This window comes from Amycolatopsis sp. NPDC004772, assembly GCF_053601215.1.
The window spans coordinates 21,362-45,806 of sequence record NZ_JBSGBK010000029.1 but is presented as its reverse complement, the minus strand read 5'-3'; the positions used below and the strand labels follow the sequence as shown (position 1 = coordinate 45,806).

The 24,445-nt window shown below is 72.9% G+C and carries 21 protein-coding genes; 7 read left to right on the top strand and 14 right to left on the bottom strand.

The window, feature by feature from the left end; all coding sequences use genetic code 11:
* Nucleotides 1-22: 22 nt before the first annotated feature.
* Both ACWEF6_RS19440 and ACWEF6_RS19435 read right to left on the bottom strand, forming a co-directional pair.
* Nucleotides 23-586, bottom strand: coding sequence for a DinB family protein (locus ACWEF6_RS19440; RefSeq protein WP_449684228.1), 564 nt, complete (start codon nt 584-586; stop codon nt 23-25).
* 13 nt (nt 587-599) lie between these two features.
* A complete protein-coding gene (locus ACWEF6_RS19435; protein ID WP_449684227.1) occupies nt 600-3,860 on the bottom strand; it encodes a glucodextranase DOMON-like domain-containing protein in 3,261 nt (1,086 codons plus the stop codon).
* Nucleotides 3,861-3,982: 122 nt separating this feature from the next.
* Between ACWEF6_RS19435 and ACWEF6_RS19430 the strand changes: the two genes are divergently transcribed.
* Nucleotides 3,983-4,393, top strand: a complete 411-nt coding sequence (locus tag ACWEF6_RS19430; RefSeq protein ID WP_449684226.1) for an ATP-binding protein — start codon at nt 3,983-3,985, stop codon at nt 4,391-4,393.
* Here the strand turns inward: ACWEF6_RS19430 and ACWEF6_RS19425 are convergent.
* From ACWEF6_RS19425 to ACWEF6_RS19400, 6 genes are all read right to left on the bottom strand, one after another.
* Complete coding sequence (locus tag ACWEF6_RS19425) at nt 4,390-5,121, bottom strand: ANTAR domain-containing protein (RefSeq protein ID WP_449684225.1); 732 nt, start codon at nt 5,119-5,121, stop codon at nt 4,390-4,392. The genes ACWEF6_RS19430 and ACWEF6_RS19425 overlap by 4 nt on opposite strands.
* A 257-nt stretch (nt 5,122-5,378) precedes the next feature.
* The gene (locus ACWEF6_RS19420; RefSeq protein ID WP_310971500.1) at nt 5,379-5,681 is read right to left on the bottom strand and encodes an STAS domain-containing protein; all 303 of its coding nucleotides are present in this window, start codon (nt 5,679-5,681) and stop codon (nt 5,379-5,381) included.
* Complete coding sequence (locus ACWEF6_RS19415; RefSeq protein WP_449684224.1) at nt 5,678-9,763, bottom strand: SpoIIE family protein phosphatase; 4,086 nt, start codon at nt 9,761-9,763, stop codon at nt 5,678-5,680. The genes ACWEF6_RS19420 and ACWEF6_RS19415 overlap by 4 nt, the downstream gene beginning before the upstream one ends.
* Nucleotides 9,764-9,848: 85 nt before the next feature.
* On the bottom strand, nt 9,849-10,268 hold the full coding sequence (locus ACWEF6_RS19410) for an ATP-binding protein (protein ID WP_449684223.1): 420 nt from the start codon (nt 10,266-10,268) through the stop codon (nt 9,849-9,851).
* Nucleotides 10,265-11,848, bottom strand: a complete 1,584-nt coding sequence (locus tag ACWEF6_RS19405; protein WP_449684222.1) for a PP2C family protein-serine/threonine phosphatase — start codon at nt 11,846-11,848, stop codon at nt 10,265-10,267. The genes ACWEF6_RS19410 and ACWEF6_RS19405 overlap by 4 nt, the downstream gene beginning before the upstream one ends.
* The gene (locus ACWEF6_RS19400) at nt 11,848-12,228 is read right to left on the bottom strand and encodes an STAS domain-containing protein (RefSeq protein WP_449684274.1); all 381 of its coding nucleotides are present in this window, start codon (nt 12,226-12,228) and stop codon (nt 11,848-11,850) included. The genes ACWEF6_RS19405 and ACWEF6_RS19400 overlap by 1 nt, the downstream gene beginning before the upstream one ends.
* A 177-nt stretch (nt 12,229-12,405) precedes the next feature.
* Between ACWEF6_RS19400 and ACWEF6_RS19395 the strand changes: the two genes are divergently transcribed.
* Nucleotides 12,406-12,789 (top strand): STAS domain-containing protein, encoded by a 384-nt coding sequence (locus ACWEF6_RS19395; protein ID WP_449684221.1) that lies wholly within the window; start codon nt 12,406-12,408, stop codon nt 12,787-12,789.
* A 19-nt stretch (nt 12,790-12,808) separates the two neighbouring features.
* On the opposite strand, the gene ACWEF6_RS19390 is transcribed toward ACWEF6_RS19395, so the two are convergent.
* Entirely contained in the window at nt 12,809-14,029 is a 1,221-nt protein-coding gene (locus tag ACWEF6_RS19390; protein ID WP_449684220.1) for a PP2C family protein-serine/threonine phosphatase, read from the bottom strand.
* 81 nt (nt 14,030-14,110) lie between these two features.
* Here ACWEF6_RS19390 and ACWEF6_RS19385 point away from each other — a divergent pair, with 81 nt between their 5' ends.
* On the top strand, nt 14,111-14,830 hold the full coding sequence (locus tag ACWEF6_RS19385) for a histidine phosphatase family protein (protein WP_449684219.1): 720 nt from the start codon (nt 14,111-14,113) through the stop codon (nt 14,828-14,830).
* A complete protein-coding gene (locus ACWEF6_RS19380) occupies nt 14,808-15,671 on the top strand; it encodes an NAD(P)H-hydrate dehydratase (RefSeq protein ID WP_449684218.1) in 864 nt (287 codons plus the stop codon). The genes ACWEF6_RS19385 and ACWEF6_RS19380 overlap by 23 nt, the downstream gene beginning before the upstream one ends.
* A gap of 3 nt (nt 15,672-15,674) precedes the next feature.
* Here ACWEF6_RS19380 and ACWEF6_RS19375 read toward each other — a convergent pair whose 3' ends face one another.
* The 4 genes from ACWEF6_RS19375 to ACWEF6_RS19360 are packed head-to-tail and all read right to left on the bottom strand — an operon-like array spanning nt 15,675 to nt 19,738.
* A complete protein-coding gene (locus ACWEF6_RS19375; RefSeq protein ID WP_449684217.1) occupies nt 15,675-16,394 on the bottom strand; it encodes an SDR family oxidoreductase in 720 nt (239 codons plus the stop codon).
* Nucleotides 16,391-17,254 carry an oxidoreductase gene (locus tag ACWEF6_RS19370; protein WP_449684216.1) on the bottom strand — a complete coding sequence of 288 codons (864 nt, stop codon included), beginning with the start codon at nt 17,252-17,254 and terminating at the stop codon, nt 16,391-16,393. The genes ACWEF6_RS19375 and ACWEF6_RS19370 overlap by 4 nt, the downstream gene beginning before the upstream one ends.
* Nucleotides 17,255-17,284: 30 nt before the next feature.
* Nucleotides 17,285-18,106, bottom strand: coding sequence for a helix-turn-helix transcriptional regulator (locus tag ACWEF6_RS19365; protein ID WP_449684215.1), 822 nt, complete (start codon nt 18,104-18,106; stop codon nt 17,285-17,287).
* A gap of 54 nt (nt 18,107-18,160) precedes the next feature.
* The gene (locus tag ACWEF6_RS19360) at nt 18,161-19,738 is read right to left on the bottom strand and encodes an alkaline phosphatase D family protein (RefSeq protein WP_449684214.1); all 1,578 of its coding nucleotides are present in this window, start codon (nt 19,736-19,738) and stop codon (nt 18,161-18,163) included.
* A gap of 149 nt (nt 19,739-19,887) precedes the next feature.
* Between ACWEF6_RS19360 and ACWEF6_RS19355 the strand changes: the two genes are divergently transcribed.
* Complete coding sequence (locus tag ACWEF6_RS19355; protein WP_449684213.1) at nt 19,888-22,125, top strand: extracellular catalytic domain type 1 short-chain-length polyhydroxyalkanoate depolymerase; 2,238 nt, start codon at nt 19,888-19,890, stop codon at nt 22,123-22,125.
* 63 nt (nt 22,126-22,188) lie between these two features.
* Nucleotides 22,189-22,401, top strand: a complete 213-nt coding sequence (locus ACWEF6_RS19350) for a hypothetical protein (RefSeq protein ID WP_449684212.1) — start codon at nt 22,189-22,191, stop codon at nt 22,399-22,401.
* A 218-nt stretch (nt 22,402-22,619) separates the two neighbouring features.
* On the opposite strand, the gene ACWEF6_RS19345 is transcribed toward ACWEF6_RS19350, so the two are convergent.
* The gene (locus ACWEF6_RS19345; RefSeq protein ID WP_449684211.1) at nt 22,620-23,135 is read right to left on the bottom strand and encodes an ATP-binding protein; all 516 of its coding nucleotides are present in this window, start codon (nt 23,133-23,135) and stop codon (nt 22,620-22,622) included.
* Nucleotides 23,136-23,381: 246 nt separating this feature from the next.
* Between ACWEF6_RS19345 and rho the strand changes: the two genes are divergently transcribed.
* Nucleotides 23,382-24,443, top strand: a complete 1,062-nt coding sequence (gene rho / locus ACWEF6_RS19340) for a transcription termination factor Rho (RefSeq protein ID WP_449684210.1) — start codon at nt 23,382-23,384, stop codon at nt 24,441-24,443.
* The last annotated feature ends 2 nt before the right edge of the window (nt 24,444-24,445 follow it).

The window sequence follows — 24,445 nt, the reverse complement described above, 5'->3', positions numbered from 1 at the left end:
CTCGATGGTGCCCTTGTGCCCTCTACTGTGGACCTTCGGCCGCCCGGGCGGCCCGCTCCACCTCGGCGTGCCGGGCCTCCCAGAAGCTCGCGTCCCGGTCCGACGCGGTCGTGCCGTCCAGGTGCTCACGCAGGATGTCCGCGTGGCCGGCGTGGCGGTTCGTCTCGGTCAGCACGTGGACCAGGATGCTGAAGAGCAGGACGTCTGGACGCGGCCACCAGGGCACGTGCCCCGGCGCGTCGACGGCCAGCTCGGTGATCGTCGCGTCGGAGTGGGCCCACGCCCGGCGGTAGCGGGCGATGATCTCCGCACGCGACTCGTGCTCCGTCGCCCACATGTCCGTGCCGCGCGCCGCGAGGTCGTCCCACCGGGGCAGCGGCTCGGGGAACGGCCGGCCGAAGACGTCGCCGAAGTACCGGGCCTCGGTCAGCGTCAGGTGTTTGACCAGGCCGAGCAGATTGGTCCCCGTCGCGGTCAGGGGACGGCGGACGGCGTACTCGCCGAGGCCGTCCAGTTTCCCGAGCAGCTCCTCTCGCACCTCGCGCAGGTCACCGTGCAGGTAGGTCTTCGCGAACTCGTCGATCATGGCCGCCAGCTTGTCAGCCCACGGGCACCCCGCGCACCGAAACCGGGCCGCGCGTCGGGTCCAGCTCGAGCTGCTGGTCCACGCCGGACGGCGTCAGCACGTCGAACGCCTTCGGCGCGGTCGCCGGGTCGGCGGCGCAGATCGGGGCCGTTCCGCCCGCCGCGCACAGGCCGAATGTGTACTGGCCCGCCGTCGGCGTGAACGGCCGGGCCTGGTCCGGCGAGTTGCCGTCCTGGCCGGTCAGCACCACCGCGAACGTCCAGCCCGGTCCCGGTGTCCCGAAGGCCGACTTCGCCACGCTGACCGTGATGTACCGCGTTGCCTGCGAAGCCTGCACCGACGGCGTGGCCAGCGAAGCGCCCGAAGCGTCGACGAGCGCCGGGTCGGCGAAGCCCTGGACCTCGATACGCCTGCTCCACGCGTCCTGCGGGGCGATCGTGTACGCCCGGCTCGGAAACGGCGCCGCGGTGGACGTGGCCGTCGCCGCCGGGTCGTGGCCGTAGATCGTCAGGAGCTGGGCGCCCAGCGGGGAGCCGAACGTCGGCGACAGGTCGCGGACCTGCGCCCGGAACACCAGCGTGCTGCCCGAATCGATGATCTGGAACCGCTGCAGGTCGAACGCGCCCGCGTGGAAGTCGCCCGCCGTCGGGTACGTGTACGTTCCCGGGCCGTTGTCGTCGCCGTCCGGGTCCGTCGTGTCCAGCAGCACCGTTCCGGTGACGAAGTCCGAGCTGATCGTCTTCTGCGCGTACCCCGTTCCGGCGCCGGTCGCGGTCGCCGTGACGACGTTCGCGCCGAGCGGCGTCGGCACCGTCGCGCTGAACGTCCCGGCCGCCGAAGCCCGGGTCGACAGCACCGTGGTCGTCCCCGCGTCGGTGGCCGAGACGGCGAGGTCGACGCGGCTGCCCGCGGGCGCGGTCCCGCTGACCTGCGCGGTCGCCGTGGACACCGACGCGGGCGCGTCGAGCGTCACCGGCAAGGCGGCCGGAGCGGCGGCGTACCGCGCGCGGACCTCGGCGGGCTGCTCGGGCAGCCGGCCGTCGGCCAGGGCCCGGGCCAGGCGCACCGACTGCGACTGCGCCCAGCTCAGCGGCGCCACCGAGCCGACGGACTGCCCCGGGGTGAAGCCGATGGACGCCGTCTTCGGGTCCGTGCCGTACGGGGACGCGGGCAGCGCCGGGTTCTCCCAGATCTGCTCGGGGATCAGGCCCGTCCCGTTCGTCTGGGCCCGCATCGCCCGCAGCAGGGCGGCCGCGCCGGCCCGGTCGCCGGTCTGGACCGCCTGCTCGCCGCGTTCGCCGGCCAGCACCGGCCACAGGTGCCCGGACCCGGTGTTTGTCGACGGCCAAGGCGCGCCCGTCGGGCCGCAGTTCGTCGGGTCCGGCTCGTAGCAGTCGCCGTAACCGTCCTCGCTGCCCGCCGCCGACGTCCCGTAGCGGTACCAGCCCGGCCCGGCCGGAGTGTCCCGTTTGATCACGCGGTCCACGACGGCGAGCGACGCGGCGACGTCGGGGTCGTTCGCGGGCAGCACGCCGAGGCGGGTCAGTTCGAGGAACCCGGCGTCGACGACCGCGCGCTGGTCGGCGTCGATCGAGCCGTTGCCCAGGTTGTAGAACCACTCGGAGTTCGGGTCGCCGTTCTTGGTCAGCCGCAGGAAGTACCGGCCGCCGTACGGCCCGTTCGACGTCACGGTCCAGCCCTTGACGCTGCGCTGGAAGTGGTCGGCCGTGGCCCGGTAGACGTCCGCGCGCGCCCGGTCGCCGTTGCGCTCGGCGATCACGCCCGCGGCGACGAGCCCGGCGATCTCCGCGGCGATCGTCGAGGGGGAGTAGCCGCCCTGTTCCTCCCAGCGCTCCGACCCGAACGCCGGGCCGTGCGCGACGACGAAGTCCGCGGCCGCGCGGATGTGGTCGGTGTACAGCGTCCGGTCGCGGTCGAGCCCGGCCTGCAGCGCCATCAGGATCGGGTACGCGCTCTCGTCGAGCTGGTCGCCGCCGGAGTCGGGTGCCTTCTTGCCGTTCAGCATGGAGTTGCGCGGGAAGCGGCCGTCCGGCTGCTGCTGGCGGGTGAACAGCCACCGGACGCTCGCCCGTGCCGTCTCGCGGTCACCGGCGGCCAGGAGGCCCGAGAAGCTTTCGTAGAGGTCGCGGGCGAAGATCTCGCGGTAGGAGCCGAAGTAGACCGGCTTGCCGCCGGGCGCGTCGCCCGCCGGCACCGCCTGGCCCCACGGGCTGCCGAGCGACGCGACGACCGCGCCCGGGAACGTCTTGTCCTCACTGGCCTTCAGCACGTTGACCGACTGGTAGTACGCGTCGGAATCCTTGCCCCGCAACGGGATCAGCCCATTGTCGTAGTCACGCCACTCGCGCGCGTACTGGCGGTAGCTCGCCTCGAACGGCGTGCGCAGGCTCGCCCCTGCGGTGGCGACCGCGGCCCGGGCGTCCGCGCCGAAGCCGAGCGCCAGCACGGCCGGGCGGCGCGGCTGCAGGTCCAGCTGCGCGGTCTGGACGACGTTGCCGTCCGCCGCCGACGACGTCGTGTCGGTGAGCCGGTGCTCGCGGTCCAGCTGGGCCAGCCCGTCGCCGGCGGTGCCGGCGAACCCGCTGGACGTGCTGAGGAACCGGCGGTCGGCGCGCAGGGCGGCGGCCAGCGGGGTGCCGTAGTCGCGGGCCGGTGCGCTCGACACCGTGTTGCTGTCGGCGCTGACCAGCGCGGACGTCGCCGCGTCGACGGTGGCGGTGTCGCCGCCGCCGTTGGCCGGGCCCCCTCCGCCGTTGCCGTTGATGCTCGCGTCGAACCGCACGTAGACCTTGAGGTCCCGGCCGGAGTCCTTCAGCGGCTCCAGCCGGGTGCGGATGAGCACCCCGGTCCGGGCCGGGTCGGTCAGGTACTCGGTGACCAGCCGGTACCGGCCACTGCGCGGGGTCGACGTCACCTCGCAGGCCATCCCGCCCGCGCTCGTGCGGACCGTGTAGGTCATGTCCCGCGCCTGCAGGTCGGTGAAGCTGCGCCCGTCGGTGACCGCGAACTGCAGCGTTTCGACGTTCGTGTTGTCGATCACCGGCGCGTAGACGTCGGACAGCACGCCGCCCGCCACGGTGAACCACGCCTTGCTCGCCGTGTTCCGCGCGGTGCCCAGGCAGTCCTTGCGGGCCAGGCCGAAGTGGGAGAGGGCGCCCGGTCCCGGCGCCGGTGCCGCGGTGGCCGCGGGGGCGGGCAGGAGGGTCGCGGCCAGCACCGCGCACAGCACCACGGACGACGTCGACCGAATCATCCGCCCATCCGATCACGGCCGCCCGGGCCGCACCAGGTCCGAACGGTGCCCGGATGCCGTTATCGGTGATTGAGAATCCGAACCCGTGGGTAGCAAACCAGATGTCCCCCGAGGAGGTGAACGTGGAAGAGCTGGGATCGGACGGATGGCGGTACCGCGGCACGATTTCGCCACGGACGCTGCCGAGCTTGCGCCGGCACCTGGTGTCCTGGTTGCGGCGGCGGGCCGGTGACGAAGTCGGGCGCCAGGCCGACGACGTCGTGCTGGCGTGCTGGGAAGCGATGGCCAACGTGCTCGACCACGCCTACCACGGCCGCCCGGGGCTGATCGACGTCCGCGCCCGGATCGACCAGGACGTGCTGATCGTCACCGTCGCCGACCAGGGCCGCTGGACGACCCTGGAAGAGCGCGCGGACGGCGGCCGCGGGCTGCGCCTGATCCAGGCCCTGGTCGACGGGCTCGACCTCCGCTCGACCGACGGCGGCACGGTCATCACGCTCACCTGGCCGTTCCCGGCCCGCCGCACCGCCTAAGGCGACTGCGCCGAGGACAGGTCTTCGACGAACCGGGCCGCGATGTCCCGCAGTTTCACGTTGGTCCGCTGCGACTCGGTGACCAGCCGCTTCATCGCGTCGTCGGCGCTGATCCGGTGCACGGCCATCAGGATCCCTTTGGCCTGCTCGATCACCGCCCGCGATCGCATCGCCGCTTCGAGCTCGACGGCCCGCTGCCGGGCGTGGTGGTAGCGCCGGGTCGTGCGCAGCCCGAACGAGACGACCGTGGTGTAGAGCTGCAGCAGCCGCGAGTCGGTCTCCGCGAAGCCGTGGTTGCCGTAGCCGAAGAGGTTGAGCGCCCCGGACAGGTGTTCGTCCACGCGCAGCGGCGCGGCGAGGTAGCTGCCGACGCCGAGGTCCAGGGCCCGCGCGGTGAACTCGGGCCACGCCGCCCCGGCCGTCGCCAGCGGCACCCGGACGATCTCGCCGGTTTCCGCGGCCTGCAGGCAAGGGCCGGCGCCCGCCGCGTACTGGGCCCGGTCGATCTCGACGGCCCGCTCGTCCGTGGCGGCCGCGGTCGTCGGCTCGCCGTCGCGGATCGCGGTGATGCTCGCCATGTCGGCGCCGGGCACGGCCCGGACGGCTTCGGCGCAGACGGCGTCGAGGATCTCCGCTTCGGTCGGCTCGCTCTCCAGAGCGCCCGTGAGGTCCGCCATCGCGGCGGTCAGCTCGTCGAGGTCTTCGGGCAGGATCGGTTCACCGGTCACTCGATCATCTCCCGTCCCGGACGGCGGCGGCTCGTACCGGACCGCTGCTGCTTCAACGGAACGGCAGAACCTTACTCGCGTATGCGGCGCGATCCGCAACACCGGATCCGGGAAGAGGGCGGTGGCACCCGGCCCGTCGCTCGCTGCTGAACGTCGTGGGTTGGGCGCCGGGGGCCACCTCGCGACGGACGGCAGCACAACCCACCCGACGCACCGTCGCTGCGGGCTGCTTACCCCGTGTGCCCGAGGTCAACCGTTCAGCGGACCATGACCTTCGTGACCTGGGTGAGCCCGGACACGCGCAGCACCCGGTCGAGCAGCCGCGGTGCGAGCAACCGGAGGTCGTGCTCGCCCGCCCGGTCGAACAGCACCGCGATGCCGGCGCTGTCGAGGTAGGTCACCCCGGTGAGGTCCACGGTGACGGCGGGGCCTGCGGCCAGCTCGCGGTCCAGCGCCGCGCCGAACTCCGCGGCGTTGCCCATGTCGATCTCACCGGTGACGGTCAGGACCCGGTCGCCGTCGTCACCCGGGCCGCCGACCAGTGTGAGTGCCGTCGTCACGAACCGATCCTCCATTCCAGCGTGACGGTGGTCCCGGACTCGTCGTGCCGGAAGGCGACCGCGTCGGCCAGCGCTTCCATCATCGGCACGCCGCGTCCGCGCAGCACGTGGTTGTCCGGCGGCGGCTGCTTCCAGTGCCCCCGGTCGGTCACCGTGACGACCAGGTGCGCGCCGGTGAGCCGGGCCGCCAGGTGCGCGGTCGCCCCGGTGCCTGCGCCGTAGGCGTGCTCGACGGCGTTGGCGCAGGCCTCGCCGGTCGCGACCAGCACGTCCTGGGCGAGGTCCGGCTCGAGGGCCGCGTTGGCCAGCCACGCCCGCAGCCAGTGCCGGGTCGAGGCGAGGTGGTCCGGGTGGGCGGCGAATTCGAAGTCCAATGCGGGCACCGATCTGCGGTAGAGCAGCAGGGCGACGTCGTCTTCGTAGCCGCCGTCCGGGCGGAGCCGGTCCATCAGGGCGGCGGCGACGTCGTCGAGTTCCACTTCCCGCGTGTCGTGGGCGACCTTGGTGGCCCGGTCCATGCCGTCGTCGAGCGGCTCGCGGCGCCGCTCCACCAGGCCGTCGGTGTAGAGCATCAGCAGCGAGCCGATCGGCACCACCGCGGTGGCCTCCGGACGCGGTTCCGCGATCCGGACGGCCAGCGGCACGCTGCTGCCGGCGTCGAGCTGTTCCGCCGGGCCGTCGAGGTGCACCAGGGTGGCGGGCAGGTGCCCGGCGCTGCTGTAGGTGAGCGTGCCGGTGGCCGGGTCGAGGACGCCGCAGAACACGGTGGTGCACAGGGCTCCCGGCAGGCGCCAGGCGAAGCGGTCGAGCGCCACGAGGGTGTGCGCCGGGCTGCTGGCCTCCAGCAGCAACGCGCGGCAGGCGCTGCGCAGCTGGCCCATCACCGCGGCCGCGGCGAGCCCCCGGCCGACGCAGTCGCCGACGACGATGCCGATCCGGTCGCCGGCCAGCGGGACGACGTCGTACCAGTCGCCACCGACCTCCAGGGGCGGGTTCGCCGGCTCGTAGCGCACCGCGAAGCCGTCGGGCAGCCGGGCCGGGCCGAGGATCGAGCGCTGCAGGGCCAGCGCCACCTCCCGCTGCCGGTCGTCGCGGTGGGCGCGGCGCAGAGCGTGCGCCAGCGTCCCGCCCAGCAACGCCAGCAACGTCCGGTCCTCGGTGCCGAGCGGGCGGTCCGGCGCGGGCTCGACCCAGAGCGTCAGCCGGCCGCCGGGGTGGTCGACGGTGGTGCCCGCGCCGCTGTCGGCCGGGGTCGCGTGCAACGCCGGGAGCGAGCGGACGTGGTCGAGCGTCTCGCGCAGCGGCGCGGTGAGGTCCGCCCAGCGCCGGTCGGCGGGATCGGTGGACGCGAGCTCCGGCTCGCCGTCCTGGGACCAGGTCACCGCGAGGACGCGCTGGGCGTCCCACAGTTCGCGCAGCAGCGCCAGCGCCGTGCGGAGGACCTCCGGCGCCCCGCTGATGCCGGTCAGGCGCTGGTTCATCGCGGCGAGCGCACTTTCGCGCTGCACGGCGTAGCGCTCGGCCGTGACGTCGCGGACCGTGCCGACCACCCGGCGGCGGCCCTCGTCGTCGTGCAGCTGGTTGTAGGCGATCGCGGTCCAGACCCGGTGCCCGTCCCGGTGCCGCATCGGCAGGACCAGGCTGCCGGTGCGCTGGCCCCAGGCGTGCTCGGACGCCTCGGCGACCTGGCGGTGGGCGGTGGAGTCGGCGCCGGAGTCCGGCCACCACGGGAACGGCGGGGCGTAGGGCAGCCCGTCGGTGCCGAAGCCGAGCAGTTCGGTGAACGCCGCGTTGATCTCGACGACCCGGCCCTCGGCGTCGCAGACGAAGAAGCCTTCCTGCAGCGAGTCGATCATCGCCGCGCGCCACCGGGTGTGCTGGGTCCGCAGCCTCGCCAGCTGGACGGTCGTGCGGACGCGGGCGAGCAGCTCCCGCGCCGAGAACGGCTTCACGAGGTAGTCGTCGGCTCCGGCGGCCAGGCCGTCGACGGCGGCTTCCTGCCCGGCCCGTGCCGAGAGCAGCAGTACCGGCACGGCGGCGGTGCGCGGGTCGCCGCGCAGCTCGGCGAGCAGGCCGAGGCCGTCCAGCCGCGGCATCATGACGTCGCTGATGATCAGCTCGGGCGGCTCGGCGCAGGCGGCGGCGAACGCCTCGACGCCGTCGCGCACCGCGGTCACCGCGTAGTCGTCGCGCAGCAGCCGGACGAGGTAGTCGCGCATGTCGGCGTTGTCGTCGGCGACCAGCACCCGCGCACCCGCGGCCGCGGCGGGCGCGGGCCGGGCCTCCTCACCGGTGTCCGGCAGCCAGCGCAGGGCTTCCTGCACGTACGGTTCCGCGGACTCCGCGTCCACCGTGAGCCCGCCGGCCGTGGGTCCGGCGACGACGTGCTCGGCGGGCAGGTGCCGGGTACCCAGCGGCACCCGCACCCGGAAGGTCGTCCCGGCGCCCGGTGTGCTCTCCACGGTGACGCTGCCGCCGTGCATGCCGACGAGCTCGCGCACCAGCGCCAGGCCGATCCCGCTGCCCTCGTTCGACCGCGCCCGCGCCGACGGGATCCGGTGGAACCGCTCGAACAGCCGCGGCAGCTCGGCAGCGTCGATCCCGATCCCGGTGTCGGACACCGCGACCACGGCGTGCCCGGTTTCGGCCGTGCTGGTCACCCGGATCGCGCCGTCGAAGGTGAACTTGACCGCATTGGACAGCAGGTTGAAGACGACCTTCTCCCACATCCCGCGGTCGACGTGCACCGGCTGGTCCGACGCGCGGCAGTCAACCTGGAACACCAGCCCGGCCCGCTCGACGGCGGCGCGGAAGACGCTCGCCAGCTCCGCGGTGAACGTGCCGAGGTCCACCGGTTCGAAGCGCGCCTGCATCCGGCCGGCTTCGATCCGGGAGAAGTCGAGCAGGTTGTTCACCAGCCGCCCCAGCCGCAGGGCGTTGCGCTGGATGACGTCGACCTCTTCGCGCACCCGGTCACCGGCGCCGTCGAGGGCCTCCCGCAGCTCGGCGGCGGGGCCGAGGATCAGCGTGAGCGGGGTCCGGAACTCGTGGCTGATGTTGGCGAAGAACGTCGTCTTCGCCGCGTCCAGCGCGGTCAGCTCCTCGGCACGCTGCTGCTGGGCCCGGTAGGCGATGGCGCCGTTGACCAGCGCCGTGGTCTGCTGGGCGACCAGCCCGAGGAACGTCCGGTAGGACTCGTCGAGCGCGCGCCCGGAGCTCGCCGCCAGCACGAGCACGCCGGTGGCCGCGTCCCCGGCGTCGCCGGGCAGCGGCAGCACGACCGCCTCGGTGGGCGGGGTGGACCAGCCGCCCGGCGGCAGCTCGCCGATCGTCCCGCCGGACACGGTCCGCGCGACACCGTCGGCGAGGACGTCCTTCAGCGGCCAGGCGGCCGCGTCACCCGCGCCTTCGCCGCCGGGGGTGACGGCCGCGAGCGCGAGTTCGCCGTCGCCGTCCCGGATGTGGATCGCGGCGTAGGGGACGTCCGCGCCGGCCCGGCCCAGCACGCCGGCGACCAGTTCGCAGGCCTCGCCCACGGTCCGGCCGACACCGGCCTGCGCGCCGAGTTCGCGCAGCGTCGCCAGCCGCCGGGCGCCGATCACGCGCTCGGTCGTGTCGGTGACCGCGGTGAACACGGCCCGGACGTCGCCGTGGTCGTCGTAGACCGGGCTGTAGGAGTACGTCCAGTAGGTCTCTTCCCAGTAGCCGTGCCGGTTCATCGGCAGCAGCAGGTCCTCCGACCAGGTCGCCTCGCCGGTGGTCATCACGCTGTCGAGCATCGGGCCGATGATGTGCCAGATCTCGCCCCAGACCTCCGCGCCCGGCTTGTCCAGCGCCGGGTGCTTGGTGCCCAGCAGCGGCAGGTACGCGTCGTTGTAGAGGAACCGCAGCTCCGGCCCCCACCAGACGATCATCGGGAAGCGGGAGGTGAGGCAGATCCGGACGGCCGTGGTCAGGCTCGCCGGCCAGTCCCGGGGCGCGCCGAGCGGCGACGACGTCCAGTCGAAGTCCCGCATCCGGGCGGCCATCCGGCTGGTCCCGGGAAACACGGCGCGGTGGCCGGCCTCTTCCCCGACGCTCATCACACTCCAGGTTCACGCGGCCCAGGCCGAGCCTACCCGCCCCGGCGCCGCCTCGCCGGGTGTGTGCGACGCTGCGTTCGGGTGATCAGCCGCCGGTCAGCCAGGTCATGGTGACCGTGGTGCCGTCGTCGCGGTGCACCTGCGCGCTGTGGTCGGCGAGGGTGTCGATGAGCAGCAGGCCGCGGCCCCGCAGCCCGTTCGAGGCGACCGGCGGGCGCCAGGTGCCGTAGTCGGTGACGGTCACGGTCAGCCGTCCGGGCAGGGCTTCGGCCCGGACGTCGACCGGGCCTGTCTCGCCGGCGGGGTAGGCGTGCTCGGCCGAGTTGGCCATCGCCTCGTAGCCGGCGAGGACGATGTCCTCCCGCCGTTCGAGGCCCAGCGGCAGCGTGGCCAGCCACCGGGCCAGCGCTTCCCGCAGTTCCGGCAGCCGTTCGGCGATGGCGGACGTGCGCCGGTGGAAGGAGGCCGGGGGAGCGGGCGCGCCGGGTTGGAGGGGGTCCGTCATGGGCTGTCCTCTCCGCGGTGGCGCACGTGGATCACGGCGATGTCGTCGTCGTGCCGTCCGCGCGTCAGTTCGTCGACGAGCTTGTCCCACGCCGTTTCGAGGTCGGCGGCGGTCAGCAGGCCCGGGATTCCCGCCAGCAGCCATCCGACGCCCAGCGTGAGGTCACGGGTGCGGCTTTCCACCAGCCCGTCGGTGTAGAGCACCAGGTCCGCGCCGACCGGGAAGCCGGCGGTGCGCTGCGGGAAGACCGAGCCGACGCCCAGCGGCTGGGCCAGCGCCTCGCCGATCTGCTCGGGCGGCTCGCCCGGGCGGATCAGGATCGCAGGCAGGTGGCCGGCGTTGGCGTAGGCGAGCGTCCCGTCGGCGGGCCGGTGGACCGCGTAGAAGCAGGTCACGAAGCTTTCGCCGAACAACCCGGTGGTCAGCTCGGAGACGTTGCGCAGGACTTCCGACGGCGGCAGCTCCAGCAGGGCGTAGCTGCGGATGGCCGTGCGGACCTGGCCCATCACCGTCGCCGCGGTGACGCCGTGGCCGACGACGTCGCCGATGACGAACGCGGTGGCCCCGGACGGCAGCCGGATCACGTCGAACCAGTCGCCGCCGACCTTGCTCCCGGTGGCCGCGGGCAGGTACCGGGTGAACACGTCGAGGCCCGGGGTGGTTGGGGCGACCGGCAGCATGCTGCGGGACAGCTCGGTGGCGAGGGTGCGCTCGCGCTCGTACAGGCGGGCGTTGTCCAGCGCGATGGCCGTGTAGGCGGCGATGCCCTCGGCCAGGTACTCGTGCCGCGCGGTGAACCGGTCCGGCTCGGGGTGGCCGAAGAAGAACCCGCCCAGCACCTCGCCGGAGGTCGGGCTGAGCACCGACACGGCGAGGTAGCTGCACACCGGCAGGTGCCCTTCCGGCATTCCGTGGTGGGGCGCGTTCCGGCCGAACCGCGGATCCTTCGTGATGTCGGGGCTGCGGACGGTGCCGGCGCCGTCGAAGGTCGGTGCGAACACGTCGGTGTTGCGCGGCATGGGGAACCGGGCGAACGCCTCCCGCGGCACCCCGGAGATCGTGTACAGCGTGTACGACTCGCCGAACTCGTTGATCAGGTTGTAGAAGAACGCGCCGAAGCCGGCTCCGGTCGCCTTCGTGGCCGCGTCCGTCGCGTCCTGCACGATCCGGTCGATGTCGAGCTGCGCGGTCAGTTCCCGGCCGGTGGAGTGCAGCGCGTCCAGGACCGCGGCTTCGCCCCGCAGCCGCCGGACGGTGGCGGCCAGGCCGGCGGTGGCGGCGTCGATCGCGGCGGCGACGGCCGCGGGCACCCCGCCGAGGTTCTCGGTGGTATAGACCAATGCGCCGCGCTCGCCGCCGTCGGCCGCGACGGCGACCGCGTGGGTGATCTCCTGGCCCGGCACCAGGTCCGCGAGCGCCTCGGGATCGGTCACCGCCCGCGCGACGTGCTCGCCGAGCACCGCGCGCACCTCGGCCGCGCCGAGGGCGTGGACCTCGGTGGTGGCCGGAACGCCTTCGCCGCCGACGAAGGCGGCCCGCACCGCGTCGAGGACCGTGTCGAACTCCGAACGGGACGCCATCAGGGAGCCAGCGCTTCGGACAGCGACGGGTAGATGGCGAACTCGTCGATCAGCCGGGTCAGTTCCAGCGGGCGCAGCGTGATCCGGCCGGTGGCCACCACCCGCAGCGGCGCCGAGGCGCCGGGCCCGCGATGCGCCCGGACCAGCTCGGCCATGCCCGCCGAGGCCAGGAACGTGACCTCGGTGAGGTCGATGACGAGCAGCGACGGCCGCAGCCGCGCGGCCCGTTCGGCCAATTGGCGCAGTTTCGGGGCGAGCGCGAGGTCGAGGGCGCCTTCGACGTGGAGCACCGCCACGCCGTCCCGGTGCTCCAGCACGACCGATCCCGCGGGCCCGGCGGCGTCGTCGAGTGAGTCCCCCGTCACGTCCCGTTCGCCCATGGCGCCCATGGCGCCCATCTTGCCTGCTGGGAGAGGCGGCCGAAAGCGGAGGGGGTGCTGACACGGCGGCCGGTGGCCCGGGCAGGCATGATTGACAGTGGTTGAGCAGACAGCCTTCGTGATCACGCACGCCCGCCGGTTCCCCGGTGGAGCTGCCGAAGGCGAGGAGAAAAACCCATGACCGAGCACACCCACCTCGAAAGCTCGGCCACCGCTGTGCCGTTCGGGGAGTTCCGGATCGCCCGGACGGAGCAGGGAGAAGCAGTCGTCGTCGAGGTCGCCGGAGACGTGGACACGACCACCGCGCCCGCACTCGTGCAGGCCGCGGACGAAGCGCTGGCGGCGCAGCCGCCGGTGCTGGTGGTCGACCTGACCCGCGTCGAGTTCCTCGCTTCCCCCGGCCTGACCGCGTTGCTGACCATCCACCGCAACGCCGGCACCGGCACCGCGGTCCGGATCGTCGCGTCCGGCCGGGCCACCCTGCGCCCGATCCAGCTGACCGGGCTGGAGGAGAGCCTTTCGCTCTTCCCGACCCGCGAAGCGGCGCTCGCCGGGTCCTGACCCGATCGTCCCGGCCGCTTCACCCGGCCGGGACGGCACGGCGCCGGATGGCCAGCACGGCGACGTCGTCCTGGGCCGCCCGGTTGCCGATCATCGTCGCCATCACCTGCGCGCAGACCCGCTCGGGATCCCCGGCGCGCACGGTTTCCGCCAGCTGCGTCATCCCGACGTCCACCGGGCGGTCCCGTCGCTCCACCAGGCCGTCGGTGTAGAGGACCAGCACGGCGTCTTCGGGCAGCTCGACCATCGTCGTCCGGCGCTCCGGCACGCCGATGGTCAGCCCGATCGGGGGATCCGGGGGCGAGTCCACCAGCCGGCCCGGCTCGCCGGGCTCGGCGAGCACCGGGGGCAGGTGCCCGGCGAGCGACAGCGTCAGCGCCTCGCGGTCCGGGCCGATGATCCCGTAGGCCACCGTGGCCATCGCGCCGTGTTCGAAGTGGTTGGCCTTGCGGTCGAGCTTGGCGAGCACCTCGGCGGGGCTTTCGGAGTCGAGGGCGTAGGCGCGCAGGGCACTGCGCAGCCGCCCCATGATCACCGCCGCGTCGAGGCCGTGGCCGGAGACGTCGCCCATCACCACGCCGAGCCGGTCACCCGGCAGGGAAAACAGGTCGTACCAGTCCCCGCCGAGCCCGGTCTCGGCACCGGGCACGTACCGGGCGCCGAAGTCCAGGCCCGGCACGTCGGGCAGGCTGCTGGGCAGCAGGCTGCGCTGCAGCGCCATGGTGGCGGTGCGGTTCTCCTCCAGGGCCTCCACCTGGATCGCCATCGCGAGGCGGTCGGCGAGCAGCTGCATGGTGGCCACTTCGGGCTCGCCGAACTCCCGGTGCGCGACCGACCCGACGTGCAGGACCCCGACGAGCTCGCTGCCCGCCAGCATCGGCACGCCGAGCATGGAGTGCAGGCCGCGTTCCCACAGCAGGGAGTTCACGACGGTGGTTTCGTCGACGTGGTCCAGGATCACCGGAGCGCGCTGGAGCGCCACCGTGCCGGCGAACCCGCTGCCCACCGGCACCCGCACGCCCTGGTGGACCTCCTCTTCGATGCCCGCCGCGGCGAACGCCACCAGCTGGCGGCCGCTGGGCTGGTACCGCAGGACGGTCGCGGTGTCGACCGCCATGACCTCACGCAGGCGGTCGAGCGTCTCGGCGAGCATTTCGGCCAGACCGAGGTGCGCGGCCGGAGCGCCGATGATCGCCTCCAGCTGCTGCAGCCGGTTCTGGGCGTCGAGACTTCGCGACATGGAACGACCCTAGCCGCAACCACTTTGCGGTCCTAACCATCCCGGGTTTCGACGGCGGGTCCCGCGGGGTACCAGCCGGTCGTGAACGTCGACTTGGACTGGGTGGGTGTGCTGCGGCACGGCCAGAGCACCGGGAACGTGGCCAGGGAAGAGGCGGAATCGGCCGGCGCGGACGTGATCGAGATCGCCGAGCGCGACGCCGACGTGCCGCTCACGGACCTGGGCCGGGAACAGGCTTCCGCGGCCGGGAAGTTCCTCGCCGAGCACCCGCCGGACGTCGTCGTCACCTCGACCTACCGCCGCGCCTGGGACACCGCGCGGCTGGCCGTGCCCGACGGCGTGCCGATCGTCCCGGACGAACGGCTGCGCGACCGGGAGCTCGGCGTGCTGGATCTGCTGACCTCGCACGGCGTCGCCGAGCGGTGGCCCGACGAGCTGCGGCGCAAGCGGCGGCTGGGCAAGTTCTACTACCGGCCGCCGGGCGGGGAGTCCTGGGCGGACGTCGTGCTGCGGCTGCGGTCCCTGCTCACCGAGCTGAGCGTGGAGCACGCCGGAAAGCGCGTTCTGCTGGCCGCGCACGAGATGACCGTCTTCGCCCTGCGCTACTTGCTCGAAGGGCTGCCCGAACCCGATCTGCTGCGCGCGGCGAACGCCACCGAGGTCCCGAACGGGTCGGTGACGGCCTGGGAACGCGACGCCGACGGCGGGTTCACCATGGTGCTGGCCCAGGAGGTCGGCCACCTGCACGCCACCGACACCCCGCCGACGGCGGACGACGATGCCGCGCAGCAGCTCACCTGACCCGGCGCCGATCAGCCCGGCCCTGCTGCGGGACTGGCGGATCGGCGCGGAGGACCGGGGCACCGTGCTCGTGCTCGGCGGCGCCCGCACGGTGCCGGGCGCGCCGGCGCTGTCCGGGACCGCCGCCCTGCGCGCCGGAGCCGGCACGCTGCAGCTGGCGGTCGCCGAACGGCACGCGAGCGCGATCGGCGTCTCGGTGCCCGAGTCGTCGGTGTTCGGCCTGCCGGAGACCCCGACCGGGGCGATCGCCGCCGACGACAGCCTGACCGAAGTGCTCTCCGGCGCCGGCACCGTCGTGATCGGCCCCGGCCTGACCGGCGTCGCGGAGACCGAGGAGCTGCTGCGCCGGCTGGTGCCGGCGATCGCCCCGGACGCGCGGGTGGTGCTGGACGCCTTCGCGCTCGGCGCCCTGAGCCGGGACCCGGCCCTCGCGGAGCCCCTGTCCGGCCGGCTCCTGCTGACGCCGAACCGGGTGGAAGCCGCTTTCCTCGACGGCTGCGAGGAAAAGGACGTCGACGACCTCGAGACGGCGGTCCGGATCGCCGGCCGCTACGGCGGCGTGGTGCTGCTGATGGGCGTGGTCGCCGCGCCGGACGGCCGGGTCTGGCGCGACGGCAGCGGCCACGTCGGCCTGGCGACGTCCGGCAGCGGCGACGTCCTGGCCGGCCTGACCGGCGGCTTCCTCGCCCGGGGCGCGGCCGTCGACCAGGCGGCCTGCTGGGCGACGCACGTCCACGCCGTGGCCGGCCAGCGCCTGATCCCCGACACCGGCAGCACCGGCCTGCTGGCCCGGGAGCTGGTGGCGGAGATCCCGCGCGTCATCGCCGAACTGGAGCGCTGAGCGTCACCGCTGGGCGGTGGGCCGCACGATGACCTCGTTGACGTCCACGCCGTCCGGCTGCCCGATCGCGTAGGCGACGGCCCCGGCGATCGCGTCCGCCGGGAGGGTGACCGCGCGGTAGGCGCGCATCGCCTCCTGCGCACCCGGTTCGGTGATGCTGTCAGCCAGCTCGGACTCGGTGACGCCGGGGCAGATGGTCGTCACGCGGATACCCGGGCCGGCCTCCAGGCGCAGGCCCTCGGTGATCGCCCGGGCCGCGTACTTGGTGCCGCAGTAGACCGCGGCCGTCGGCACCACCTCGTGCGCGCCGGTGGAGGCGATCGTCACGAAGTGCCCGCCGCCTGCGCGCCGGAAGTGCGGCAGCACGGCCGCGATCCCGTGCAGCAGGCCGCGGACGTTGACGTCGATCATCCGGTCCCATTCCTCGACGTGCAACGAATCCAGCCGCGACAACGGCATCACGCCGGCGTTGGCGACGAAGACGTCGATCCGCCCGTGCGCTTCGACGGCGGCGTCGGCGAAGGCGGCGACGTCCGCGCGGTCGGTGACGTCGAGGCGGTGGACGTCGGCGGTGCCGCCCGCGTCGTGGATCTCCTTGGCCAGCACGGTCAGCCGGTCTTCGCGCCGGGCGCCGAGCACGACGTGGTGGCCTTCGCCGGCCAGGCGGAGTGCGGTGGAGCGGCCGATGCCGCTGCTGGCGCCGGTGATGAGGACGGTCTTCACAGGGTTCCTTCCGGGAAGTCGGCGGCGAGGGTGGTCTCGCGCCAGGTGTCGAACGTGGAGCGGAGGGCGTCGAGCCGGGCGGTGGCGATGTCGTAGGCGGCCCGGCCGAGGAGCAGGCGCAGCGGCGGTTCGTCGCTGCCGACGGCGGTGAGGATGGCTTCGGCGGCGCGGGCCGGGTCGCCCGGCTGCCGGCCGTAGGTCGCGAGCGTCGCCTCCCGGCGGGCGCCCGCGGTCTCGGCGTAGTCGTCGATGCGGACCGCCGACTGCCGCATCGACGGGCCGGACCAGTGGGTGCGGAACGCGGCGGGCTCGACGATGGTCACCTTGATGCCCAGCGGCGTCACCTCCGCGGCGAGGGACTCCGACAACCCCTCCACGGCGAACTTCGTCGCGTGGTAGTAGCCGGTGGCGCCGAAGGCGGCCAGGCCGCCGAGCGACGACACGGTGACGATGTGGCCGCTGCGCCGCGCCCGCATACCGGGCAGGACCGCCCGGGTGACGTCGGCGAGGCCGAAGACGTTGGTGTCGAACAGTTTCCGGATCTCCGCGTCCTCGCCTTCTTCGACCGCGGCGAGGTAGCCGTAGCCGGCGTTGCCGACCAGGACGTCGATCCGGCCGAACGTCGTCTCGGCCCGTTTCACGGCGTCGATGACCTGGTCGTGGTCGGTGACGTCGAGCGGCAGGGCGAGCGCGCGGTCCCCGTGCGCTTCGGCGAGGCCGGCGACCTGCGCCGGATCGCGGGCGGTGACGACCGCGCGCAGTCCGCGGCCGAGCACGGCTTCGGCCAGGGCGCGGCCGAGGCCGGTGGAGCAGCCGGTGATGAACCAGACCGGGTTTTCGGGCACGACGAAGTACTCCATCCATTGTGGAGGGATGTGGGAAAGGTGGGTTCAGGAAGCGGCGAGACTGCCCAGGAGCTTCAGCGCCGCTTCCGACGGGCTGCCCGGCTCGGCTTGGTAGACGATCAGCTGCTGCCCCGGGGCGCTGTTCACGGTCAGCGCCTCGTAGCTCAGCTCCAGCTCGCCGACCAGCCGGTGCCGGAACCGCTTGGTTTCGCGGGTCTTCTGCCGGATGTCGTGGCGGGCCCACAGCCGGCGGAAGTCCGCGCTCTTGACCGACAGCTCGCCGACCGTGTCGATGAGCTGCGGGTCGTCCGGGTCGATCCCGGCCGCCGCCCGCAGGCCGCCGACCGTGTTCACCGCCACGCGCTCCCACTCCGGGTAGAACTCGCGCGCGTCCGGGTCCAGGAACACCAGGCGGATCAGGTCGCCGCTGTGGGCGTGCCCGGCGAACAGCGCCTGGCCCAGCGCGTTGTGCGCGAGCACGTCCAGACACCGGCCGAGCACGAGCGCGGGCGTGTCCGGCCAGCCGTCCATCAGGCGCAGCAGGTTCGGGCTGACCTGCTCACGCCGCCGGGCGCGCCGGCGCCGGACCGGCTCCGGCCGGGCCAGCCGGTGCAGGTGGGCTACAGCGTCGTCGTCCAGCGCCAGCCCGCGGGCGAGCGCGTCGACGACCTGCGCCGACGGGTTCCGCTCCCGGCCTTGTTCGAGCCGGACGTAGTAGTCGGTGCTGACGCCGGCCAGCAGCGCCACCTCCTCGCGGCGCAGGCCCGCCACCCGGCGCGACCCGCCCGCGGGCAGGCCGAGCTCCTCGGGACCCACCTGTTCGCGGCGGGCCCGGAGGAACTCCCCGAGGGCGTTTTCCTTGGCCATGATCCGAGGCTAACCCGGAATCGGCGCACGAGCCTGGCCGTGGCGCACCCACCCTCAGACCAGCCGGATCGGCTCCTCGTCGTCGGCCGGGTCGGCGCGCAGCAGCGTCGCGGTGGCCGTCCGGCCGTCGACGTCCAGCTCCATGACCGCGTTGCCGAAGTGCGGCCCGGACACGCAGTGCCACGACAGCGGCGCGGGCGGAACCCCGGTCTTGCGCGCCAGCCACTCGCTCACCCTGGTGAGTGACCGCGCCCAGCCCGCCCGGAACAGCCGGTTCATGTACCACGGCACGGTGTTGTGCACCGGCGAGCAGGTCAGCTGGTGGACCGGCGCCGCGGTGCCGCCCGGGAACCACGCCTGCGCGACGTACGCGTGGTGGACGTCGCCCGAAAGCACGCTCACCGACGCGGGCCCGTCGTCCGCGACCCGGGCGATCAGCTTCGCCAGCCGCTCGAACGACGCGCGGAACGCCGGCCAGTGCTCCAGGTCCACCAGCTGCCGGAACCACTCGCTGGCCCGCCCCACCAGTCCGGGCCGGGCGCAGAGCCGCTCGTTGACCGACTGCGCGGCCGACAGCGCGGTGGGCAGCAGCCACGGCAGCGACGTGCCGATCAGCAGGTGGTCGAACTCGCCCGACGCCTGCTCCTCGATCCAGCCGAACTCCTCCTCGCCGATCATCGAGCGCTGCCCGCCCTCGAGGATCCGCCCGGCGCGGGAGTCGATCACCAGCAGCCGGACCGGGCCGAAGTCGCGCCGGTAGGACCACCGGGTGCCCTTGGCGCCGTCGGCCTCCCGGTCGGCGCGGTCGGCGAACTCGCGCAGCAGCTCGGCGTTGTCCTCGCCCGACTTGCTGACCTGCTGGTAGAGGTCGTCTTCGGCGAGCTCGCGCGGGCCGAGGTTGCCGAGGTGCTGGTAGACCCAGTACGAGACGAGCGCGCCGCGGATCCGCTCCGGCCACCACGACGTCCGGGCCATCTTCTCGCGCCAAGCCTGCGAAGTGTTCCAGTCGTCGCGGACGTCGTGGTCGTCGAAGATCATCGACGTCGGCACGGTGGACAGCAGCCAGCGGACCGCCGGGTCGCACCAGGCCTCGAAGTACAGGTGGCAGTACTCCTCGAAGTCGGCGACCTCGTGGCCGGGCGGCTGCTCGGTGTCCCGCCGGGTGGCGAGCCACTCCTGCGTCGCGTCGGTGGTTTCGTCGGCGTAGACCTGGTCGCCGAGCAGCAGCAGCGACTCCGGCCACTCGGCCTCGTCGAGGCCGGCGATCCGGTGGGCGTAGGCGGCGAGCGCGTCCGGCCCCAGCGCGTCCTGCTCCCGCGGCTTGCGGCAGGACCCGAACACCAGCCGGAACCGCGGATCGCCGGGTGCCAGCGTCCGGATCCGGCTCGGCGGCAGGTCGCCGTCCGGTTCGGGCCAGACGACGGCGCCGTCGAGCCGCACCTCGTACGGCGTGCTCCGCCCCGGCTCCAGCCCGGTGAGCACGACCAGCGCGTAGTGGTGGCCGGCGACCTCGAACGTCCGGGCACCGGCCTCGCCGATGCGTACTTCGCACGGGCCGTCCGTCTCGACCCAGATCGTCGCCGAGGTGGCATCGACGTGCCGCAGCAGCGGGCCCAGCAGGAGCTCGGTCATCCCGGAATCCTGCCAGAACTCCGGCGGCGCGGCCGATCGGTGAACCGCTCGAAAGTTCCCGAAACGTTTCGATAATCGTTGACCGGCCGGGGGACGGCGACGAACCATCGTCGCAGCTGCGCTCCCGCCCCCGGAAAGGATTCCCTCGAGTGCGAAGACTCCTCACCGCCCTTTCCGCCGCCGTCCTGGCGATCGCCGCGTCGATCGTGCTGGTCGTGGCGGCGCAGCCGGCGTCCGCGGCGAGCCTGACGCGGGTCACCGACTTCGGCAGCAATCCCAGCAACCTCAACATGTACACGTACGTCCCGGACCGCGTCGCCGCCCGCCCGGCGCTGCTGGTGGCCGTCCACTATTGCACCGGCTCGGCGTCGGCGATCTTCAACGGCTACGCCCGCGACTACGTCACGGCGGCCGACCAGTACGGGTACGTCATCGTGTTCCCGGAGGCCACCCGCAGCGGGCAGTGCTTCGACGTGTCCTCGCCGCAGGCGCTGTCCCGGGGCGGCGGCAGCGACCCCGTCGGCATCCTGTCGATGGTCAACTGGGCCAAGCAGCGCTACAACGTCGACTCGTCCCGCGTGTACGTCACCGGGTTCTCCTCGGGCGCGATGATGACGAACGTGCTCGCGGCGGAGTACCCGGACGTGTTCGCCGCCGGTTCGGCGTTCATGGGCGTGCCCGCCGGCTGCTTCGCGACCACCGACGGGTCCAGCTGGAACAGCCAGTGCTCGGGCGGCCAGCTGATCAAGTCCGCGCAGCAGTGGGGCGACCAGGCCCGCCAGATGAGCGGCGGCCGCACCGGCCCGTTCCCGCGGATGCAGCTGTGGCACGGCACGGCCGACGACACGCTGCGCTACCCGAACTTCGGGGAAGAGATCAAGCAGTGGACCAATCTGCAGGGCGTCAGCCAGACGCCGTCGTCGAGTGACGCCCCGCAGTCGGGCTGGACGCGCACCCGCTACGGTGCCACCGGCACGCAGGCGCCGGTCGAGGGCATCAGCGTCCAGGGCGCGGGGCATTCGCTGCCGCAGAACGGGATGATCGCGTACGCGATCGCGTTCCTGGGCCTGAACAGCGGTGGCTCCACGACCACGCCGACCACGACCACGACTTCCACACCGCCGGCCGGGACCACGCTGGGCAGCGCGGCGGCGATCAGCGGGCGCTACTTCGGCACCGCGGTTTCGGCGAGCAAGCTGTCGGACAGCGTGTACACGGGCATCCTCAGCCGTGAGTTCTCCATGATCACCCCGGAGAACGAGATGAAGATCGACGCGACCGAGCCGTCGCAGGGCCAGTTCTCGTACGCCAACGCGGACCGGATCGTGAACCAGGCGACGAGCCAGGGCGCCCGGATGCGCGGGCACACGCTGGCCTGGCACCAGCAGCAGCCGGGCTGGATGCAGGGCATGGAGGGTTCGGCGCTGCGGCAGGCGATGCTCAACCACGTCACCCAGGTCGCGACCCACTACCGCGGCAAGATCTACGCGTGGGACGTGGTGAACGAGGCGTTCGAGGACGGCGGTTCCGGCGCCCGGCGCAATTCCAACCTGCAGCGCACGGGCAACGACTGGATCGAGGCGGCGTTCACCGCCGCGCGGGCGGCGGACCCGGGCGCGAAGCTGTGCTACAACGACTACAACACCGACGACTGGAACCAGGCGAAGACCCAGGCCGTGTACCGCATGGTCCAGGACTTCAAGTCCCGGGGCGTGCCGATCGACTGCGTCGGCTTCCAGTCGCACTTCAACCCCAACAGCCCGGTGCCGTCGAACTACCGGACGACGTTGCAGAACTTCGCGAACCTCGGCGTCGACGTCCAGCTCACCGAGCTCGACATCGAGGGCTCGGGAACGGCGCAGGCGGCCAACTTCCGCACGGTCACCGAGGCGTGCATGGCGGTCACGCGGTGCACGGGCATCACGGTGTGGGGCATCCGCGACACGGATTCGTGGCGGGCGTCGGGAACACCGCTGTTGTTCGACGGCAACGGCCAGAAGAAGGCGGCCTACACGGCGGTCCTCGAGGCACTGAACGGCGACGTCCCGCCGACCACCACCACGCCCACCACCCCCACCACCCCCACCACCACGCCCACCACTACGACCCCGGCGCCTGGCGGCTGTTCGGCGGCGTACGCGCGGACGGCCGAGTGGAACGTCGGCTTCAACGGCCAGGTGACGGTGTCGGGGACGAACAACTGGACGCTGACGATCACGTTCCATTCGCCGCAGAAGGTGATCGGCAGCTGGAACTACACGGGAACGTGGGACAGCACCGGCTACGTCCTGACGGCCAAGCCCAACGGCAGCGGCAACGTCATCGGCTTCACGGTCCAGCACGGCGGCAACCTCACCGCCCCGACCGTTACCTGCACGAGTCCATAGTGGTCGTGATCACAGGTTCCAGGTGCTGCGAAAACTGTCGGTGGTGACGGATAGCCTCAGCACATGGAAAAGGACGACGCGACAGTCCCGGCGCACCAGCTCACCAAGGGCCAGTGGTTCTGGCACGAGCCGGCGCCGGGGCTGCCCGCGTGGCAGCTGCAGGTGAATTCGGCGGAGTTGCTGGAGGACTCCGTCGAGATCTTCACGACGGACGGGGAGCGGGAGCTGGTCTCGTACCCGAGGAACAGGCTGGTCCGCCTGGCCGAGGTGGCTTGAGGGGGTGGTCTGCCGGGCGCGCCGCGAGCCGTTCGCGCCCTGCAGGACCCTTTGGGCAGAGGGCCGAGCCTTCGGCCGCTCCGCCGGCGTCGGCCGGTCTCGCTTGTCCTTCGCGCGAAACCCGCCGAGCACGAACCCGCCGGCGCGCGGTCAGGCGAGCCGGCGGGTCGTGAGCCAACCAATCCTCGGCCGGCCGTTGCGGTGGCCGGCCTGGCGCGTCAGCCTGCGTCCCTGAGGGCCGGTGGGCGCCACGTCATGCGGACCGTGGTTCCCTTTTCTCCCGAGTCGATGTCGGTCTGGTCCGCCACCTGGTCGATCAGCAGCAGGCCGCGGCCACCCGAGGTGCGCAGGCCCGCCACCCTCGGGCGGGTTGCCGGGATGCCGCAGCCGGTGTCCGTCACCGTCACCGTGATCGCGTCGCCCTCCCGGCGAGCCTGCAAGCGGGCCCAGCCGTGGCCGTCCGGGTAGGCGTGGGCCGCGACGTTCGCCAGTGCTTCGTACGTGGCCAGCGTGATGTCGTGCGTGCTGTCCGGGTCGAGCGGGAACTCGCCCAGCCAGTGGATCAGCTTGCGGCGCAGGCCGGCCATCTCGTTGGGCAGGGCCGGCGCCAGTTCTTCGAAGGTCGAGGCGACCACGGCTCCGGCGGCAACGCGCTCCGGGGCCGTGGTCCCGGCTTGGTCGGCGTCGGTGCTCTCGCCCGTATCGACGCCAGTTTCCGGGGTATGTCGATACACGATCCGCTCCCATCGTTCAGCCGCAGTTCCCCCGTTTCAGCGGGCTTCTCCGATGGACTACCCACCGCCGCGAAGTCTTACCCGTTGTGCTTCGTGAGATGAGTCGCTACAGTGGAGACGCTCCTCGCGGATGCCGGCCCCTCGGCCGCCCGGAGGCAGCTCCCCGGATCCAGGCCGCTCGGCCTCTTTCCTTCTTCCCGGCCTCGCCGTCCGTGCGCAGGCCCATCACCATTTCTGGAGACACCCATGCCTTTTCACGGAATCCTCGACCTGTCCGGCAAAACCCCGTTCGTCCGGCCCGGCTACCGGCCCGCGCCCGACGACGTCGCGATCCCGCTTTCCCTTGTCCGCAAACACAATCTGCGGCCCGGCGACGAGGTCGACGGCACCCCCGAGGAGATCATCAGCGTCAACGGCCGCGACCCGCGCGAGCCGCGTCCGCGGTTCGCCGAACTCGTGCCGGTGCACCCGGATCGCCGGCTCCTGCTCGAAACGACGCCGGCGCGACTGCTGCCGCGCGTCATCGACCTCGTCACCCCGCTCGGACGGGGCCAGCGCGCCCTGATCGTTTCGCCGCCCAAAGCCGGGAAAACCACGGTGTTGCAGGAAATCGGCCACGGGCTGTCGGTCAACCACCCCGACTGCCGGCTGCTGGTCCTGCTCGCCGACGAGCGTCCCGAAGAGGTCACCGAGCTGAGCCGGACCATCCGCGGCGAAGTGATCGCGTCCACTTTCGACCGGCCGCCGGCCGAGCACGTGGCGGTGGCGGAACTCACCGTCGAGCGCGCGAAACGCTTGGTGGAGAACGGCGAAGACGTCGCCCTGCTGCTCGACTCGCTCACCCGCCTCGGCCGCGCGTACAACCTTTCGGCGCGCCCGTCCGGCCGCACGCTGTCCGGCGGCGTCGACGCGGCCGCGTTGCAGCCGATGAAGCGAATCCTCGGCGCCGCAAGGAACATCGAGGGCGGCGGCTCGCTCACGATCATCGCGTCGGCGCTGGTGGAAACCGGTTCCCTGGCGGACACGGTGTTCTTCGAGGAGCTGAAGAGCACCGGAAACCTCGAACTCAAGCTCGACCGCAAGACGGCCGAGCGACGCATCTTCCCGGCGGTCGACGTGGCGGCGTCCGGCACCCGGCGCGAAGAACTCCTGGTCACCCCGGGCGAACTGGCGGCAATGCGCGAGGTCCGGCGGGCGTTGCCGGGGCCGCACGCAATCGAGCAGCTGCTGGAGCAGCTCCGCAAGACCGGGTCCAACGCCGAGTTCCTGCTCCGCGTGACGGGCGCGGCGCTGCCGGAAGCGGCCTGAAC